This is a genomic window from Streptomyces sp. NPDC102441, assembly GCF_044765585.1.
In the GTDB taxonomy this organism is placed as follows: Bacteria; Actinomycetota; Actinomycetes; order Streptomycetales; family Streptomycetaceae; genus Streptomyces.
The window spans coordinates 1-17256 of the sequence record NZ_JBIWKH010000003.1; the positions used below are offsets into that span (position 1 = coordinate 1).

Genomic DNA, 17256 nt, shown 5'->3' on the forward strand with positions numbered 1-17256 from the left:
ACACCGCAGCCAGCCGGCTCGCGGCACCCAAACCCGTGAACTGGTGCGGAAAACGACTCACGTGGTGCCAGAGCAACTCACAACCAGATCACTAGGCCCTCAGCATCCCGACCCCTGCCGTACGCAAGCCGGGCTCGGTCTGGACCGAGCTCCCCCGGCCCGCGAGCGCCGGCGCCGGCGCCGAGATGGTCGGACACGTCCGACTCGGGTACGCCCGCGCCTCGACCGCCCGGCAGTCCCTGGACGCACAGCTCGACTCCCTCGCCGAGGCCGGGGCGACCCGGGTCTTCTCGGAGAAGATCTCCACCCGCGCTACCATCCGCCCCGAGTTGGAGGCGGCCGTCAGACTCGCCGGGGAGATCCGTTCCTCCGGCGTCGCCGTCACCCTCGTCGTCCACGAACACAAACGGCTCGGCCGCGGCATCGAACTCGTCATGCTCGCCGAGGAACTGAAGGCGTGCGACGTCGGCCTGGGATTCCTCGCCGGGGAGCTGAAGGGCTCGCACGACCCCTCCGACATCGTGTTCACCGTGCTGGCTGCCATGTCCGGCATGGAGCGCGAGTACATCCGCGACCGCACCCTCGAAGGCCACGAGTCCGCCCGCAACCGCGGCAAGACCATCGGCGGCGCCGGCGTCACCGACCCCGACATGCTCTCCATGGCCCTCCACCTGCGCGACGAGAAGGAGATGAACCTGCGCGACATCGCCAAGCGGCTCGTCATAACCACGGGCACGAAGAAGGGACAGCACCCCTCACCCGCCACCGTCATGCGGATGCTGCGCGAACACGACGAACAGGCGGCAGCACTGACGAGCGCCTGACCGCTGCGACCCCTGTCGCTACTTTGCACCGTGGGTCAGAGATAGGAGACCGGGGCCGACACGCACGGCGCCTCCATCGTCGGGTTCGCCTTCGCCCACATGCTCGGCTTCAACCTGCTGCCCAGGCTGAAGAACGTCGGCTCGGCGCGACTGTACCGGCCGGCGGCCGGGGAGGACGAGAAGTGGCCGAACCCGGCGCCGGTGCTATCGACCATGACGATCGGCTGGGAGCTGATCCGCCAGCAGTACGACCAGATCGTGAAGTACACCACCGCCCTGCGCCTGGGCACAGCCGAAGCCGAGCAGGTCCTGCGACGCTTCACCCGCGGGTGGCCCAAGCACCCCACCTACCGGGCGATCGAGAAACTCGGGCGCGCGGTGCGTACGGCGTTCATCTGCGACTACCTCGCCGACGCGGACCTGCGGCGCGAGATCAACGACGGCCTCCAGGTCGTTAAGAACTGGATCCGCCAACCACGACCTCTTCTACGGCAAGGACTGCGACCTGACCGGCTCCGACAAGGAGTCCCAGGAAATCTCGATGCTCGCCTTGCACCTGCTCCAGTCCGCGCTGGTGCACGTCAACACCCTGCTCCTCCGGGACATCCTGAGCGAGGAGAAGTGGCCGAAGCGGCTCACCGACGCCGACCGGCGGGCACTATCCCCGTTGTTCTGGACCCACGTGAACCCCTACGGCCGGTTCGAGCTGGACATGAATTCTCACCTCGACCTCACTGTTGTGGCGCAAGCCTAGGTGGCCTGGCCTGAATCGTCGGTCAGAGCAGCCGCGGTCAAAGTGAGGTGCTGGACCAGGACCGCGGCTGCGGTGTCGGCGTCGCGGGCCAGCACCGCCTCCTCCAGCCTGCGGTGTTCCTTGGCGCCGTCCCGGTCGGGGTTACGGTGCGCCGACCAACGGCGGGCCAGCTCACTCTGGGTCCACAACCGGTCGAAGGTCTCCAGCAGTGCGCGGTTGCCACACCCCTCCAGCAACGTGCGATGGAAGGCTCTGTGAGCTTCGGCCCAAGCGCCGGTGTAGTACTCGCTCTCCTCCGGCGCGTATGCCGGAGTGCGCACCAGACGATGGTGGGCGGCCCGCACGCGGGCCTCCCAGTCGACGTCGCCGCGCTCGATGGACATGCGCAGTACGACCGGTTCGACGGTCCGACGGGCTTCCGCGATCTCCTGCCAGCGGCGGTCGGAGAAGGACGGGACGGCGAAACCGCGGTTGGGCAGCCGGTCGGCGAGCCCCTCGCCGACCACCCGCACGAGCGCCTCGCGCACCACAGCCAGGCTCACGCCCTGCTCCTTGGCAAGATCCTGCGGCTTGAGAGGGGCGCCAGGGGGGTGGTCCCCACGCATGATCGCGTCCCGCAGGTGTGCGTAGACCTGCTCGGAAAGCATCTGCTTCCCCGGCGGGGTCGAGGAGTGCGCCGTCTGATCCATGAGCCCATCCTAGACGATCCACTAGATAATCGATTATCCGTGTTACCGTCGATTCAGTAGCCGACGAGGACGTCCTCGTCCGGAAAGGAACGACCGCTGTGCCTGCCAACGACCCCTTCGCCCGCCTCCCTCAGGCGGCCTCGTTCACCGTCACCAGCACCACCGTCACCGACGGCGCCACGTGGCCGCCCGAGCAGCACTCCTCCAGCCTGCCCGGCGGGAAGGACACATCCCCGCAGCTGTCCTGGAGCGGCGCCCCGGACGGCACCAAGAGCTATGCCGTCACCGTCTACGACCCCGACGCCCCCACCGGGTCCGGGTTCTGGCACTGGGCGGTCGCCGACATCCCTGCCACCGTCACCGAGCTGCCCGAGGGCGCCGGCGACGGCACCGGCTCACAGATACCCGAGGGCGCCTACCAGTTGACCAACGACGCCCGCGTGGCCCGCTACATCGGCGCCGCCCCGCCGGCCGGACACGGCCCGCACCGTTACTTCGTCGTCGTGCACGCCCTCGACACCCCCTCGACAGGAGTCCCGGCCGACGCCACACCGGCCGTCCTCGGCTTCACCATGGCCGGTCACACCCTTGGACGGGCGGTGTTGACCGCCACCGCTGAAACACCCGCCTGACAGCGCCACCCGGCTCCTGGAGACACCACCGTCATGCACCTCAATGCCCTTCCCGACTCCGCCCGTACCGGCGACGGCCCGATGGACCTGAACGCCGTCCGTGATGTCAGCCGCGCCATCAGTGCCGCTCACCTGTTCATATATCTCGTCCCCGAGACCGCCGAGGAGGCGGCCGAGCTCGGCGTGACCGACCGCGGGCCGACGTATCTGGCCTTCCGGTCGGCCGCGATGGGCGCAGTTCCGTGGCAGGTCACGCTCGCGGCCTTCTACAACTTCAGCCCGCGGGCAGCGCGGGCCATGGCGGGCGTATGGGACGCCGCGCCGCCCGAGCGGTGGCAAGCCGCCCGCTTCCTGGCCGCCGGCCGGGCGATGCGGCGCGTCGAAGTACATCTCATCGAAAACCACCTTGCCGAGGCGCGCTCGCTGATCGACCCGGTCGTCGCCGGTGCCGACTACGCCGGTAAGGTGCTGGCCGCCGCGAACGCCTCGGTCGTGCTTCCCCCCGATCCTCTCGTCGCACTCTGGCAGCAGATCACGGTGGCGCGCGAGTGGCGCGGCGACGCCCATCTCGTCGTACTCGCCGACAACGGCCTCGGGCCGTGCGACTGTCTCGTTCTACACACCGCGACCGGCCGCCTCTCGACGGCTCTGGCGCGAGCGACCCGCCGGTGGGACGACGAGGAGTGGAGCGCGGCGACGGCACGCCTCGTCGCGCGCGGCTGGCTCGACTCCCACGGCGTGGTCACCGACGCCGGCAGTGCGGCGCGCGAGCGCATCGAAGTGGAGACAGACCGGCACTGCGCCGCGCTATGGGCACCGATTGGCAACGCAGGCGCCCGCCGCTTCGCCTCGCTCATCGCGCCGATCACCAACGCATTCACCGCAGCAGGGACGTTTCAGGCCGTTCGCGGACAGTCTGATCTCGCATAAGCGGTCCTTTCCCAGAGCAAGATCAACTGAAGGTGCGGGAGGACGCGCGGACGCCGCATCGGTTCTCACAACCCGTCTCACGCAAGAGCGGGCGACACCCCGTTCTGAAAACTGAATTGTGAGAACCTCCGGGGTCATGACAGACCCTCACGACCCCGCCCCGGCCGACGCCGACGACGTCGAGCGCCACCCCTGCCCGTGGTGCGCGGCCGCACCGGGATCGCCGTGCCGCTCGCGCGGCGGCGCGGTCGCCGGGACGTACCACACCGGCCGGTTCACCAAGGTGCCCCGGCTCGCGAAGCTCCTGCGGGTCCAGACCCCGGCCGACCGCGGGCCGGGGCAGCCGTGGCGGCCCGGCACCCCGCCGCCGGCCCCGGTCGACCCGGACACCCCGGGCGCGGACATCCGGATCGGCTACGCCCGATGCTCGACCCTCGTGCAGGAACTCGACGCCCAGCTCGACGCCCTCACCAAGCACGGCGTCCCGCGAGAGAAGGTCTTCAGCGAGAAGATCAGCACCCGCATCCGGGTCCGCCCCCGGTTCGAGACCGCGCTCGCCGCCGCCCGCGACATCAAGGTCCACGCCCCGCACTGCCGGGTCATCTTCACCGTCTATGAGATGAAGCGCCTCGGCCGCGACGCCGCCGAACTCACCGCGCTCGCCGACCACCTCACCGCCCACGGCCTGGTCCTGGGGGTGCGCGCCGGACCTCTACCCGGGATGTACGACCCCAGCGGGCCGGGCCGACCGCTGTTCGCGTTCTTCGCCGCGATGGCGGAAACCGAACGGGAGAACATCCGGGAGTCGACCCTGGAAGGGCTCGACACCGCGGCCCGCAAGGGCAACCACGGCGGCCGCTGCGCGACGCGCTGGGCCTGCCAGCGCTGCACCTGGGCGGCGGGGATATCCCGCTGCAGCCCGCACCGGAGGCGGCCACCCTCTCGGCCCTGGCCCGCCAGCTCGACCAATACCTCGCCAGGCCCATGTCTCCGGCGCAGACCCGGTTGACGGCCGTGCTCGCGCTGGAGCTGGACACCGCGGCGCGCAGCGGGGAGCTGATCTCCGGGCGATCGCGACCCGCTTCGACAAGCTCGCCGCGCGTTACCACGCCGGACTTCACCTCGCTTCACTCATCCTCTGGCTTCGCCAGCCGGTAACGCAGCCCCGGATGGTCTCGACGGCTGGCTGAATGCTCATCAGTGCCGCTGCGAAACTAGGGGAGCTTTGAGGGTGCAGGACATGATCGCTTCCGACGGCGTCGCAATTTTTCTACTGCTGATCGTGGTTTGGCAGATGCGGCGACGGCTGACGCTTCGTTCCCGGGGCGTCGAGGTCATCGCTCGGTGCTTCGATCGTGATTGGCGTGGGAAGGGCGGCCCGCAGTTCCTGCTGAGCTACACGACGCCCGACGGTGTCAAGCGGACACACAGTGCAGGTGAAGGCCGCGTCCCCGCCGGCACTCGAGAAGGGGACAGCGTTGCAGTCCTCTACGACCCGATGTCCCCTGGGCGCGCGGAGACGGCACTCGCTTCCCGCAAACCATTCTGGAAGCACTACGACATGGCGGGCCTGTGGGAGTTGCCCTCAGTATCGTGCTGGTGGTGCACGTCCTCTAGGGTCCGTTGCGAAACTGCTGGTCACAGCCGCTCGTTGAGGACTGCGACCAGCATGGTTGCCACTTGATGCACGGCAAGTTCCTCGCATCTCATGGCGGCAGCGCCACCGCGCAGGAGCTTCTGACGGTTGCGGACTCGGTCCGCCGGAACCGGGATCGTTGCCTTGATCCCGCCAGAAGTGCGAACGACTCGCGGCTGAACGGAAAGCCATCGCGAAAATGCAGGAGATCCCCGGCGATACCCCCGCATGTTCCTACTGGCGCTGCGCCGTCGCAGCCATGATGATCCGAACCAGCCTTGACCTCAACTGCACTTGAGGTCCTAGCTTAGCGATCATGACGACCGTAAGCACCCCGCAGAACGGCACCACCACGCTCGGCCAGCGGCCCATCGCCCTGGTCGCCTGGGGCGCCACCGAGGCGATCCTGCATCATTCGCAGGCCGCCCTGGCACGCATCGACATGACCCAGCCCCATTGGTGGGCGCTCAACAACATCGTCCGGGCCGAGCACGGCCTCACCAGGGAGGATATCCGTGCCTTGGCCGTGCCCTACGGCATGGGCACCCAGGTGATGGTCCACGCCGCCGACGCCCTCGTACACCGGGGCTGGCTCGGCATCGGCACGGACGGCCGACTGACCCTCACGGAGCAGGGTCGCGAGGGCCTGGCGACGGCGAAGGAACACATGGACCGGGTGCGCGCGGAGCTCCTCGGCGACATCACGGAGGAGGAGTGCGCGACTGCGGTCTCGGTGCTCCAGCGCGTCACCGACAACCTCGCCCAGGGGCTATTGTGAAGGTGCTGGTCACAGCCATTCATTGATGGCCGCGACCAGCACGGTCGCCTCGTAGCGAACGGCAAGCTTGTCGTATCTCGTTGCCACCGCGCGGTGGCGCTTGAGCCGATTGATCCCGCATTCAACCGCATGGCGCTCTTTGCAGTCGGCCTTGTCGAACTAAGGGCGGGCGACCGCCGCGGAAGCCGAGTTTCTTGCGGTTCGAGCACGCGCACGAACTGGCGGCGGCGCAGGACCCGCCCCCCGTGGGGCGATGGGGCAACCGTCTCTGGCTATGCCGACCAGGCCCATCTCGTTCGGGACTGGCGCGCGTTCACGGGCCGATCGCCGACGTCCTGGCGTCGCAGCGAGGTCCTCCTCGGAGCCAGGTAGCCGCCAACCGTCTGCACTTCGACTCGGCTGACCCCATCTTGCTGTGACAGCCGACGGCGGCTTGACCGGACCGCAACGCCACCATTCGTCGGCCAGACAGTGCGCCCGAGAGGCGCCCGGATCTCCGGCCGCCTCAACCAGCAGCCAACCTACCTGACGCCCAGTCAGGAAAGTCAGCATCCGTCCTGGCACACGAGGTCGGACGCGGGCGCAGATGGGAACGCTGGTCCAGCGAAAGCCTTTCCCCTGAGGCGCTGTCAGCCGCTTCCAGGCCTCCCCCGACCACAGCACGACGCAGGCACGATTGGGCACGCCTCGAAAGCCAAGAACGCGTAAGAACCCGCAGCTCAGCGCACACGTCCCCGCGGTTTCAGGTGCACATCGGGCAGTGCGGGAGCCGGGAGGGGCCGGCCGTCGTAGCCACGTACGGCACCGAACCGATCACCGTTCATCCAGTCCTCGCGGGCCTGCCTGATATCGTCATGGGTCCTGGCCACGAAGTTCCACCACATGACGATCTCCTCCTCGAACGGCTCGCCGCCGAGCAGCATCAGCCCGGAATCCGACACAGCTCGCAGCGGCAGTTCGGTGCGGCCGCAGCCGAGGTAGAGCATCGACCCGGGGAGGACAGGGACACCGTCGACCTGGGCCTCGCCGGACATCGACAGCACCGCGTACTCGAAGTCGGGGTCCAGCGGCAGCCGGGCCTCGGATCCGGCGGTCAAGGCGAGGTCGGCTCCGACGATCGGGGTGTACGAGGTGCCGGGCGATACGGCTCCGTCGAGCTCACCCAGGATCACGGTGGCGGTGAGCCCCGGCGCCGTGACGGTGGGCAGGTCGGCGTGGTGCTGGAAGTGCGGCTCGACATGCCGGTCGGCGTCGGGCAGGGCCACCCAGAGCTGGCCACCGTGCAGAAACCTGGCATGCGGCTTCGGGCTCTCCTCCGAGTGGCTGATGGCTCTGCCGGACGTCATGAGGCCCAGCTCCCGCGGCCGGATCCGCTGGAGGCTGCCCAGGCTGTCACGGTGCAGGACCTCCCCGTCATGCAGCCAGCTGACCGTCTGCAGGCCCATGTGGGGGTGTGGCGGCACCTGCATCCCGGGCTCGTCGGAGATGTCGTCGGGGCCGTAGTGATCCACGAACGCCCAGGCGCCGACCATGCGGCGGCCCAGGTTGGGCAGCAGTCTGCGCACCTCGGTGGACTCGCCGAGCTGGACTCGGCGCGGGGTGAGGAGTTCACGTACCGGTTCGGCGACGACGAAGCCGCGTCCTCCGCAGACGGAGAGAGCGGCCTGGCGATCGAGATTGCTCATGGCGCACAACCTATTCCCGTACGGTCGCGGAGCGAGGGCCCCCACGCCGAATATTTAGTGGAATTTTCAACCACTACCTTACGTTGACGCCGCTGGAAACATTGCGGCCGAGGAGGAGAAGTGGACGACACCTACTACGAGTTCGGTACGCCCGCCGACCGCTGGGACCGGGCGCAGCTGTTCTTCGAGGCGAAGGAGTACCTGACCGCGGCGCGGATCCTCGGCGGGCTGGTGCAGGAGGCGCCGGAGCAGGTGGCGCCGCGCCTGCTGCTCGCGCGCTCCTACTACCACTCGGCCAGGCTCACCAAGGCCGAGGCGGAGCTGCGTGAGGTGCTGGAGCGCAGCCCTGCCGAGGACTACGCACGACTGATGCTAGGGCGCACGCTCGAACGCCAGGGCCGGCAGACGGAGGCGGCCACCCAGCTGCGGATGGCCCACGCGATGACCGGGGACCTCGGGCCCGAGCTTCTTGCACAGGACCAGCGGAACCAGGGGTAACGGCACATGCCGGCGGAGGGGGCAGGGGGACGAGGCCGCGTCTCCCGCCCCTGCCCCGGGCGGCTCACCGCTGGGCGTTCGACACCCGGTCCAGCCATTCGGTCATCAGCGCCGATTCAGCCGTACTGAGCCCTGATCCGTGCGACCGGCGCAGGAGGGCGCCCAGCCTGGCCGCCACGGAGGGAACCTCGGCGTCCACCGGCTCACTCGCCCGCACGCCCTGGGTGAACACGGAGGCGTGCACGGCATCGCGCACACGCGTCGACACCCCGGCGTCCTGGAAGGTCGCGGGCCGGGAGACCAGCATCAGCGCCACGCCCGTCGTGGCCGACATGATCATCTGTGCGGCCAGTTCGGGAGCGACGCGCAGCTTCCCCTGCTCCGCGGCCCGCTCCAGGTCCCGCGTCAGGATGCGGTGCGACTCGAATGCGGCCGCCGGCGGCGTCCTCATCGCCGGGGAGTTCATCAGCCGGTACAGATTCGGGTTCCGTAGAGCGAAATCGACATGGCTGTCCCAGCCGTTACGGAGATCCTCGACGGGGTCGGTGGTCTCACCCCGCTCCCGCTTGGTCGCCAGATAGGCGTCGAAGCCGTGGTCGACGACAGCCGACAGCAGGCCTTCCTTGTCCCCGAAGTATCTGTAGAGGGCGGGCGCGCCGACCTGCGCCGCCTCGCACACGGCGCGCGTGGAGATGTCCCCGTCAGGGGACTCCGCGACCAGCCGGGCCGCGACTTCGAGGATGCGCGCTCGTGTACTCATCGGAGGGACGCTATCAAGCGCCGCACGGGGCGAAACGCCCGGTGGGAGCGGAGGCGGCACACCCTCTGGGGCCCGGTCAGACGATCCCGCCGTTGGCGCGCAGCACCTGCCCGTTGACCCAGCGGGCGGGGCCGGCGAGGAAGGCGACGACCTCCGCGATGTCCTGGGTGGCGCCCAGCCGTTCGAGGGGAGGCTGCGCGGCCATCCGCGCGATCGTCTCCTCGTCCTTGCCGTCCAGGAACAACGCGGTGGCGGTCGGCCCCGGGGCGACGGCATTGACCGTGATGTCCCGGCCACGCAGCTCACGGGCGAGGATCAGCGTCATCGCCTCCACCGCCCCCTTGGTGGCGGCGTAAGCGGTGTACCCGGGGATGGCCAGGGCCAGCACCGAACTCGAGAAGTTGATGATCGCCCCGCCGCCGCGCAGACGGCGCGCCGCCTGCTGGTCGACGACGAAGGTGCCGCGGATGTTGGTGCGGTACATCCGGTCCAGCTCGTCCAGGTCGAGATCCGCCAGCGGAGAGAGTGCCATGACGCCCGCGGCGTGAACGACCACGTCGACTCCGCCGAAGGCCTCCTCGGCGGTGTCGAAGAGGGCGGCGACCGCCGCCTCGTCGGCGACGTCGGCCTGGTGTGCGAGGGCCTCGCCGCCCGCAGAGACGACGGCCGCCACCGCCGCTTCGGCCTCGGCCCTGTTTCCCGCGTAGTTGACGACGACCGCGAACCCGTCTGCCGCCAGCCGCTCGGCGCTCTCGCGGCCGATCCCCCGCGAGCCGCCGGTGACAAGCGCGACCCGGCGGGTGGGAGTGGTGTGCTGCTCGGTCATGACGTCGCTCCTGTGGCAGAGGTTGCTGTCGGTTCCACGAACCCCGACAGGAACAACGCTAACATTATTACGTTAGCGTTGCTACTCATCGACCGTAACGCCGTTACTGGCCCCGCTATGGCACGGCGCACGGACGGAGGACCATGAGCGGCTCCTCCAGGGTCGCCACCATGGCGAAGGGGAAGCGGTCCAGCTCGAGACAGAGCGCGACGTCATCGGGATGGACTCCTTGACGGACGCCCTCCGTCAGCTCTGCGGCGGCGCGCGACTCGCCGGCGCGGCGGATGAACTCGTCTGCGTCCGTCCCGGCGCCGACGGCCCTCCGCGCGATGTACTGAGCGCACGCCAGGTCTTCGTCGGCCCGCCCGTCCTCGCCGGTGACCACGAACGTGACGCTGCCACACCCCCGTGTCCGCAGGAGCCGGGCCGTTGCCTCCGCCACCACGAAGCCGGCGCACAGCACCAGCGACGCCTCCTTCACCGCGAGGGCGCCGACCGTCCCTGCCGTGGTCTTCTGCACGACGGTCCGTCCGCCGAGGTCGATGGAACGTAGCAGGCCCGGCGAGTTCACGGCGTCGAACCCGGGCGTCGGCGGACCGTCCTTGAGCGCCACCCAGTCCGGGTTGCGAGCCTTGAGCGCCAGGGCCTCTTCCAGCGACCCGGCAAGCACGATCTTCTCCGCCCCCTGAGCAAAGGCCCAGGCTGCCACCGTGTACGCACGCATGACGTCGACCACGACCGCCACGGACGGGGCTTCGGTCAGCTCAGGGATTCCAAGGAATCGGGTGTCCATCCGGTCATGATCGCGCACGCGTCACACGGATGAGTCCGCCGGGAGCACGATCGCGGTCACCGCGAAGCCGTCGTGGATCAGCCACTTGCCCTCGTACGACCTCGGCATCCCGGGCGCTGTCAGCGAGACCTCCGCGACGAACGTGCCCTCGGTGGCGGCACCGTGACTCCTCCGGAAACTGATGTCCGCCTCGTCGAAGTCGAGTTCGATCCGGGTGAGCGGGTACCACGTCTTGAAGACGCTCTCCTTGGCGCTGAACAGCAGCCGGTCCCAGTGGATCGCCGGGCTGTCCACGCCCAGCGCCGACCTCGCCCGTTCCGAGGGCAGCGAGACCGCGTCCCACACACCGGCCGGAAGCGGTTCGTTCGGCTCGGCGTCGATACCGATCGCGCGGACCTCGGACGCCCTTGCCAGTACCGCAGCGCGATAGCCGTCGCAGTGCGTCATGCTGCCGACGGTCCCGTCGGGCCACAACGGCACGCCACGGTGACCGGACAGCACCGGAGCCGGAGGCAGCCCCAGCTCGGCCATGGCACGCCGTGCGCAGGCGCGGACAGCCGCGAACTCGTGCCGGCGCCGGTCCACACTCCTGGCCACCAGCCGCGCTTCCTCCGGATACAGGCTGCCCGCCGGAGCATCCGCCTCGTAGGTGTCCGCGCAGGCGACGTACGAGGGGAGAAGCCGTTCGATCACGAGCCGTCGCCCCTCACCGCGGCGGGCGGCTCTCCCCCGTACGGAAGGATCTGCCGCAGCAGCCCGCGGGGGTGGCCGCGCTTGCGCCACTCCCTGGGGTAGCCGATGGAGACTTCCTCGAACCGTACGCCGTCGTACCAGGTCGTCCGGGGGATGTGGAGGTGCCCGTATACGACGGCGGCGACGTTGAAGCGACGGTGCCAGTCGGCGGTGAGTTCCGTCCCGCACCACTGGGCGAACTCCGGGTACCACATCACGGAGGTGGGCTCGCGCAGCAGAGGCCAGTGCCCGGCGATGACGAGCGGAAGATCCGGGTCGTGCGCGGCCAGCCGTTTCTCGGTCAGTGCCACCCGTGCCCGGCACCAGTCGTCCCGGGTCGCATACGGGTCGGGGTGCAGCAGGTACTCGTCGGTGCAGACGACACCCGCCTCGTGGGCGCGGGCCAGGGACTCCTCCTTGGTCGCCGTTCCCGGAGCCCTGAACGAGTAGTCGTACAGAAGGAACACGGGAGCCACAGCCACGGGGCCGTCCGGGCCCTGCCACAGAGGGTAGGGATCCTCGGGCGTGGTCACGCCGAGCTCGCGGCACACCTTCACCAGGTGCTCGTACCGCGCGTGGCCACGCAGGCGCACGGGGTCCTTGTCCACCGTCCACAGCTCGTGGTTTCCGGGAGTCCACACCACATGGGCGAATCGGCCCGCGAGCAGTTCCAGCGCCCGTTCGACCTCTTCCGCCTGTTCGGCCACATCCCCCGCGACGATGAGCCAGTCCTCGTCGGAGGATGGGTGCAGCGAGTCGGCGATGGGCCGGTTGTCCGCGATCCCGACGTGGAGATCGCTGACCGCGAGGAGCCGGCCGCCGCCTTCCGGCGGATGAGGTACTGGCTCGGTGGTGGAACTCATCGTTTGAATTTACCGTCTCGGTGGCTCTGCCGGGGGCTCTCCGCTCGACATGCCCGCCGTTCATCCGCCCGCGATGATTGACCAGCCGCCTCCGGGGAACGCGGCGACATGGCAGCACGCCCGCGGCCGGCGACGGAGAGAGGGAGACGCTGGTGACCTACGCCGAGCAGCCCCAGGGGCCGGCACGGCGCCGCCCGCGTCCCCCAGCCAGGAGCATCGCTGACGGTGATTGTTCCGACGGATACCAGGGAAGGCGCCGTTAATGCCTGCAGATCATCATGAAGCACCCGTTCTCGACGCACTGGCGGCCTACAAGGAGAAGGGGCAGCTGGGCTTCTCCCCGCCCGGCCACAAGCAGGCACGCGGGGCAGCCCCGGCCGTACGGGCCGTGCTCGGAGACGCCGTGTTCTTCGGCGACGTACTCGCCATCGGCGGGCTCGACGACCGTCGCCAGACCTCCGGTGTGCTGCGACGCGCCGAGGAACTGATGGCGGACGCGGTGCACGCCGAGCACACGTTCTTCTCGACCTGCGGCAGCTCCTTGTCGGTGAAGGCGGCCATGCTCAGCGTGGCCGCCCCGGGCCGGAAACTCCTGATCGGCCGGGACGCCCACAAGTCCGTCGTGGCCGGGCTGATCCTGTCCGGCATCGAACCCGTCTGGGTGGAGCCGCAGTGGGATCCCGAGCGGCACCTCGCCCATCCACCTTCGGCGGGAGCGTTCGAGAAGGCCTTCGACACGCATCCGGATGCCTGCGGCGCCCTGGTCACCAGCCCCACGCCGTACGGTTCCGCGGCGGATCTGCGCGCCATCTCCGAGGTGTGCCACCGACGTTCCAGGCCGGTCATCGTCGACGAGGCATGGGGCGCGCACCTGCCGTTCCATCAGGACCTGCCCTCCTGGGCCATGGACGCCGGCGCCGACGTCTGTGTCACCAGCATCCACAAGATGGGCAGCGGCCTCGAGCAAGGCTCGGTCTTCCACCTCCAGGGTGATCTCGTGGACCACGACACGCTGGCCTCGCGTGCGGACCTGCTCGGCACCACCAGCCCGTCCGTCCTGCTGTACGCGGGCATCGACGGCTGGCGACGGCAGATGGCCCTGGAGGGGCACGAACTCCTGTCCCGCGCACTCGATCTGGCCGGGAGCGTCCGGGAACGGATCGAGAAGATCGACGGCATGCACGTGAACGACCGCCTCGATTTCTGCGGGCCCGGACGGGCTGCGGAATTCGACCCGCTTCCCGTGATCATCGACATCAGTGACCTCGGAACCAACGGATACCGGGCGGCCGACTGGCTCCGCGCCCACCACCAGATCGACATGCATATCGTCGACCACCGCCGCATCAGCGCCCAGTTCACCCACGCCGATGACGACACCACCGCCGACCGCCTGCTGGAGGCCCTGCGTGACCTGTCGCGAGAGGCCCATACGCTCGGCCCGGCGCCTGTCGTAGAGGTCCCGGGGCCGGACGAACTGCGCCCGGACCAGGTGTGCCTGCCCCGGGACGCCTACTTCTCCGCCACCGAGGACGTGCCGGCCGAGGAGGCCGTGGGACGCGTCGCCGCGGAGATGATGACCCCCTACCCTCCTGGCATTCCCGCCGTTCTGCCGGGCGAGCGGCTCACGGGGCCACTGCTCCGGTACCTGCGATCGGGAGTCGACGCGGGGATGAACGTTCCCGACCCGGCCGACCCGACCCTGCGGACGGTTCGTGTCTGCGCGGACGGCTCGGGCCCGGGGACGTGACCAGGGAAGACACAGAGATCCACATGACGGAAGGACTCCGGACATGCCCATCGCCACGTACGGCCTTGTCGCTCTCGACTGCCGCGACCCCAGGTCTCTGGCCGGCTTCTACCAGGGCGTTCTGGGCGGTGAGATCAAGAAGTACAACGAGGTCTGGTACGACCTCCGTGTCCCGGGCGGCGCGCACATCGCGTTCCAGCTGGCAGCCGACCACCGTCCGCCGGAGTGGCCCCGGGGGGACAGCAATTCGCAGCAGGCACACCTGGACTTCGACGTGACGGATGTCGAGCGGGCACAGGAGGAGGTGCTGGCGCTCGGTGCGACGCCGCTGGATCTCGACGACCGGGGCGGTGAGCGCAGGTTCCGCGTGTACGCCGACCCTGCGGGGCATCCGTTCTGCCTCTGCTGGCAGTGACCTCCGGGGCCTCGGTGTATGGCCGCCGCTTGCCGAAGGCGGCCACCCGCGCATTCGTGGGTCCGACACGTCGTGACGTCGTGTCGCCCGCGTGCCTCACGTCACGGTACGGAGAGAATGAGAACCATGAGCCGTAGCGCCCTCATCGTCGTCGACATGCTGAATACATACGGCCATTCGGATGCCGAGGCCCTCATTCCCTCCGTTCGTGAGGCGCTCCCCCGCATCGTGGGTCTCATCGAACGGGCCCGGGGCGGGGCGGTGCCGGTGATCTATGTGAATGACAATTTCGGGGAATGGCGTTCCCACCACGGCGAGATCATCGACACGACGATATCGGGGCCGCACAGCGACCTGGTGGAGCCCGTGCTGCCGGACGAGAATTCACTGTTCGTCGTCAAGGCCAGGCACTCGATCTTCTACGAGACGCCGCTCAGCTACCTTCTTTCGCAGTTGGACGTGGGCCATGTGATCCTCTGTGGTCAGGTCACCGAGCAATGCATCCTGTATTCGGCCCTCGACGCACATATCCGCCACCTGGATGTGACGATTCCCGAGGACGCCGTGGCCCATATTCACCAGGACTTGGCGCAGGCGTCCCTCCGGATGATGGAGCGCAATATGGACGCGTCGATCCGGAAGGCCGAGGACATCGAATTCTGACTGCCACCGCGTACGTGCAAGTTTCGCCCGAAGGAGTGTCCCCCCCATGCGTGCTCTGGCTCTCGTCTGCACCCTCAACTCCTCACCCACCCCCTCCAGCAGCCATCTCATCGCCGACCAGGTGATGGCCGAGTTCGAAAGGCTCGGGATGAGTGGCGAGGTGGTCCGTGTGGCCGACCACGACATCCGGCCGGGGGTTCAGCTCGACATGGGAGGCGGGGACGACTGGCCTGCCCTGCGCGAGAAGGTCATGGCGGCCGACATCCTCCTCATCGCGACCCCCATCTGGCTCGGTCACCCGTCCAGCATCTGCCAGCGTGTCCTGGAACGGCTGGACGCCGAACTGTCCGAGACCGACGAGCAGGGCCGGCTGCTGACATACGGCAAGGTCGCCGTCGCAGCCGTGGTCGGAAACGAGGACGGCGCCCACAAGGTGAGCGCCGATCTGTTCCAGGGCCTCAACGACCTGGGGTTCTCCCTCGCTCCGGGAGCCGTCACCTACTGGGTCGGCGAGGCCATGCAGGGCTCGGACTACAAGGACCTCGGCGGTCCGCCGGAGGCGGTCGCGTCGACGACCCGCACGCTCGCCGTCAACGCGACTCATCTGGCGCGTCTGCTCACAGGGAGCCCGTACCCCGCCTCCTGACACGCCGTCGTCGTGCTCGAGGCCGAGCGGTCACTTCCCGAACCGGCGGTGCGAGCCCGTTCGGCCGTCTCTCGCCCTCAGCCCGTCGCCGCCGCACGGCAGGGGCGGAAGAAGGCCCGGAGCTCCTCCGCGTATATCTCGGGCTCCTCGAACGGCGCGAAGTGTCCGCCACGCGCGGGTTCGGTCATGCGCACCATGTTCGTCGTGCGCTCGAGCCACGCCCGCGGCGGGCGGACGACGTCGCCGGAGAAGATCGAGAAGCCGGACGGCACCTCGACCTTCCGTTCGTACTGCGCGGGCGGGACGGCGGCGTTCGCGTGGTACATGCGCATGGACGACCCGATCGTGCCGGTCAGCCAGTAGAGCGTGATGTTCGTCAGGATCTCGTCCTTCGTGAAGCTCCGCTCGACGTCACCGCCGCAGTCGCTCCAGCCCCGGAGCTTCTCCAGGATCCAGGCCGCGAGCCCGGCCGGTGAGTCGTGGAGCCCGAAGGCCGCTGTCTGGGGCTTCGTCCGGTGGATCGCGGCGTAGGCACCCTCGGCCCCGCCCCAGGCCGTGGCGGACTCGATCCAGGCCCGCTCCTCCGGGGCGAGATCCGCCGGGTCGCCGCTGAACCTCGGCAGGCCGCCGTCCGTGCGGTGGACGGCCACGACCCGTGCGGGGTGGTCCAGGCCCAGGAAGCGGCTCACGTGACTGCCGAGGTCCCCGCCCGCCGCGCCGAACCGCTCGTAGCCGAGGACGGTCATGAGCTCGGCCCAGAGGCCGGCCACGGCGATCGAGTCGAGGGGCGGCCCGACGGGGCGGTCGGAGTATCCGAAACCGGGAATGTCGGGCACGACCACGTCGAACGCGTCGGCCGGATCCGCGCCGTGCGCGCCCGGGTCGGTGAGGAGCGGGATGACTTTCGAGTAGCGCCAGAACGAGTCCGGCCATCCGTGGCTGAGGACCAGCGGCAGGGGCTGCCCGGCAGGCGCGACGGCCCTGGCGTGCACGAAGTGGATCCCGAGGCCGCCCAGCGGAACGCGGAAGCGGGGAAGCCGGGCGAGCACCGCCTCCTGCGCCGGCCAGTCGAAGTCCTCCGCCCAGTAGGCGACGAGTTCACGGAGGTAGGCCAGATCGGTCCCCAGCGACCACCCGGCGTCCTCCGGCGCGTCGGGCCAGCGCGTCGCGCGGAGCCGTGTGCGCAGGTCTTCGAGCGCGGCGGGATCGGTCTGCTGGACGAACGGCTCGGGGCGGGGCTGGGCTTCCGGCATGGACGCATCCTAGAAGGCCGCGCCGCACCGTGGATCGGAAGCCGGAATCGTTCCGTCGCGCGTCCGCCCCGGAGCCGTCCGCCTGCCCGAGGACGGCCGGCCCGCAGCGGGCCGTAGCGGAGTGTGCGC

The 17256-nt window shown here is 69.3% G+C and carries 20 protein-coding genes and 2 pseudogenes; 14 read left to right on the forward strand and 8 right to left on the reverse strand.

Annotated elements, in window-relative coordinates:
* Positions 1–185: 185 nt before the first annotated feature.
* The 3 genes and pseudogenes from ACIREO_RS06220 (at position 186) to ACIREO_RS06230 (ending at position 1578) form a co-directional block, all read left to right on the forward strand.
* Positions 186–824 (forward strand): recombinase family protein, encoded by a 639-nt coding sequence (locus ACIREO_RS06220; protein ID WP_404105777.1) that lies wholly within the window; start codon positions 186–188, stop codon positions 822–824.
* 99 nt (positions 825–923) lie between these two features.
* Positions 924–1226, forward strand: a pseudogene (locus ACIREO_RS06225) (Tn3 family transposase); the annotation flags it as partial.
* A 103-nt stretch (positions 1227–1329) separates the two neighbouring features.
* A complete protein-coding gene (locus ACIREO_RS06230) occupies positions 1330–1578 on the forward strand; it encodes a Tn3 family transposase (protein ID WP_404106755.1) in 249 nt (82 codons plus the stop codon).
* On the opposite strand, the gene ACIREO_RS06235 is transcribed toward ACIREO_RS06230, so the two are convergent.
* The gene (locus ACIREO_RS06235; RefSeq protein ID WP_404105780.1) at positions 1575–2267 is read right to left on the reverse strand and encodes a GntR family transcriptional regulator; all 693 of its coding nucleotides are present in this window, start codon (positions 2265–2267) and stop codon (positions 1575–1577) included. The two genes, ACIREO_RS06230 and ACIREO_RS06235, sit on opposite strands and share 4 nt — an antisense overlap.
* A 98-nt stretch (positions 2268–2365) precedes the next feature.
* Between ACIREO_RS06235 and ACIREO_RS06240 the strand changes: the two genes are divergently transcribed.
* The 6 genes and pseudogenes from ACIREO_RS06240 to ACIREO_RS06265 all read left to right on the forward strand — a co-directional run.
* A complete protein-coding gene (locus ACIREO_RS06240; protein ID WP_404105783.1) occupies positions 2366–2899 on the forward strand; it encodes a YbhB/YbcL family Raf kinase inhibitor-like protein in 534 nt (177 codons plus the stop codon).
* Between the two features lie 33 nt (positions 2900–2932).
* Positions 2933–3829, forward strand: coding sequence for a hypothetical protein (locus ACIREO_RS06245; protein ID WP_404105785.1), 897 nt, complete (start codon positions 2933–2935; stop codon positions 3827–3829).
* A gap of 136 nt (positions 3830–3965) precedes the next feature.
* Positions 3966–4838 carry a recombinase family protein gene (locus ACIREO_RS06250; protein WP_404105788.1) on the forward strand — a complete coding sequence of 291 codons (873 nt, stop codon included), beginning with the start codon at positions 3966–3968 and terminating at the stop codon, positions 4836–4838.
* A 285-nt stretch (positions 4839–5123) separates the two neighbouring features.
* Positions 5124–5513 carry a DUF3592 domain-containing protein gene (locus ACIREO_RS06255; protein WP_404106757.1) on the forward strand — a complete coding sequence of 130 codons (390 nt, stop codon included), beginning with the start codon at positions 5124–5126 and terminating at the stop codon, positions 5511–5513.
* 268 nt (positions 5514–5781) lie between these two features.
* Positions 5782–6243: a MarR family winged helix-turn-helix transcriptional regulator gene (locus ACIREO_RS06260; RefSeq protein ID WP_404105790.1), complete on the forward strand. Its 462-nt coding sequence runs from the start codon at positions 5782–5784 to the stop codon at positions 6241–6243.
* Positions 6244–6437: 194 nt separating this feature from the next.
* A pseudogene (locus ACIREO_RS06265) lies at positions 6438–6615 on the forward strand (AraC family transcriptional regulator); the annotation flags it as partial.
* A 347-nt stretch (positions 6616–6962) separates the two neighbouring features.
* Here the strand turns inward: ACIREO_RS06265 and ACIREO_RS06270 are convergent.
* Positions 6963–7928: a pirin family protein gene (locus ACIREO_RS06270; RefSeq protein WP_404105793.1), complete on the reverse strand. Its 966-nt coding sequence runs from the start codon at positions 7926–7928 to the stop codon at positions 6963–6965.
* Positions 7929–8048: 120 nt separating this feature from the next.
* On the opposite strand from ACIREO_RS06270, the gene ACIREO_RS06275 reads away from it, so the two are divergent.
* Positions 8049–8426 carry a tetratricopeptide repeat protein gene (locus ACIREO_RS06275; RefSeq protein WP_404105796.1) on the forward strand — a complete coding sequence of 126 codons (378 nt, stop codon included), beginning with the start codon at positions 8049–8051 and terminating at the stop codon, positions 8424–8426.
* A 64-nt stretch (positions 8427–8490) separates the two neighbouring features.
* Here the strand turns inward: ACIREO_RS06275 and ACIREO_RS06280 are convergent, their stop codons facing one another.
* From ACIREO_RS06280 to ACIREO_RS06300, 5 genes are all read right to left on the reverse strand, one after another.
* Complete coding sequence (locus ACIREO_RS06280; RefSeq protein WP_404105798.1) at positions 8491–9186, reverse strand: TetR/AcrR family transcriptional regulator; 696 nt, start codon at positions 9184–9186, stop codon at positions 8491–8493.
* Positions 9187–9262: 76 nt separating this feature from the next.
* Complete coding sequence (locus ACIREO_RS06285; RefSeq protein ID WP_404105800.1) at positions 9263–10012, reverse strand: SDR family oxidoreductase; 750 nt, start codon at positions 10010–10012, stop codon at positions 9263–9265.
* Positions 10013–10127: 115 nt separating this feature from the next.
* The gene (locus tag ACIREO_RS06290) at positions 10128–10805 is read right to left on the reverse strand and encodes a 2-phosphosulfolactate phosphatase (RefSeq protein WP_404105803.1); all 678 of its coding nucleotides are present in this window, start codon (positions 10803–10805) and stop codon (positions 10128–10130) included.
* A gap of 21 nt (positions 10806–10826) precedes the next feature.
* Positions 10827–11498 carry a 4'-phosphopantetheinyl transferase gene (locus tag ACIREO_RS06295; RefSeq protein WP_404105806.1) on the reverse strand — a complete coding sequence of 224 codons (672 nt, stop codon included), beginning with the start codon at positions 11496–11498 and terminating at the stop codon, positions 10827–10829.
* Complete coding sequence (locus tag ACIREO_RS06300) at positions 11495–12400, reverse strand: metallophosphoesterase family protein (RefSeq protein ID WP_404105808.1); 906 nt, start codon at positions 12398–12400, stop codon at positions 11495–11497. Before ACIREO_RS06300 ends, ACIREO_RS06295 begins: the two co-directional genes overlap by 4 nt.
* Before the next feature lie 262 nt (positions 12401–12662).
* Here ACIREO_RS06300 and ACIREO_RS06305 point away from each other — a divergent pair, with 262 nt between their 5' ends.
* From ACIREO_RS06305 to ACIREO_RS06320, 4 genes are all read left to right on the forward strand, one after another.
* A complete protein-coding gene (locus tag ACIREO_RS06305; protein ID WP_404105811.1) occupies positions 12663–14150 on the forward strand; it encodes an aminotransferase class I/II-fold pyridoxal phosphate-dependent enzyme in 1488 nt (495 codons plus the stop codon).
* Positions 14151–14193: 43 nt separating this feature from the next.
* Positions 14194–14565, forward strand: coding sequence for a VOC family protein (locus tag ACIREO_RS06310; protein WP_404105814.1), 372 nt, complete (start codon positions 14194–14196; stop codon positions 14563–14565).
* 126 nt (positions 14566–14691) lie between these two features.
* Positions 14692–15228 (forward strand): isochorismatase family cysteine hydrolase, encoded by a 537-nt coding sequence (locus ACIREO_RS06315; RefSeq protein ID WP_404105816.1) that lies wholly within the window; start codon positions 14692–14694, stop codon positions 15226–15228.
* Between the two features lie 46 nt (positions 15229–15274).
* On the forward strand, positions 15275–15874 hold the full coding sequence (locus ACIREO_RS06320) for a flavodoxin family protein (RefSeq protein ID WP_404105818.1): 600 nt from the start codon (positions 15275–15277) through the stop codon (positions 15872–15874).
* A gap of 77 nt (positions 15875–15951) precedes the next feature.
* On the opposite strand, the gene ACIREO_RS06325 is transcribed toward ACIREO_RS06320, so the two are convergent.
* Positions 15952–17127: an epoxide hydrolase family protein gene (locus tag ACIREO_RS06325; RefSeq protein WP_404105821.1), complete on the reverse strand. Its 1176-nt coding sequence runs from the start codon at positions 17125–17127 to the stop codon at positions 15952–15954.
* Between the last annotated feature and the right edge of the window lie 129 nt (positions 17128–17256).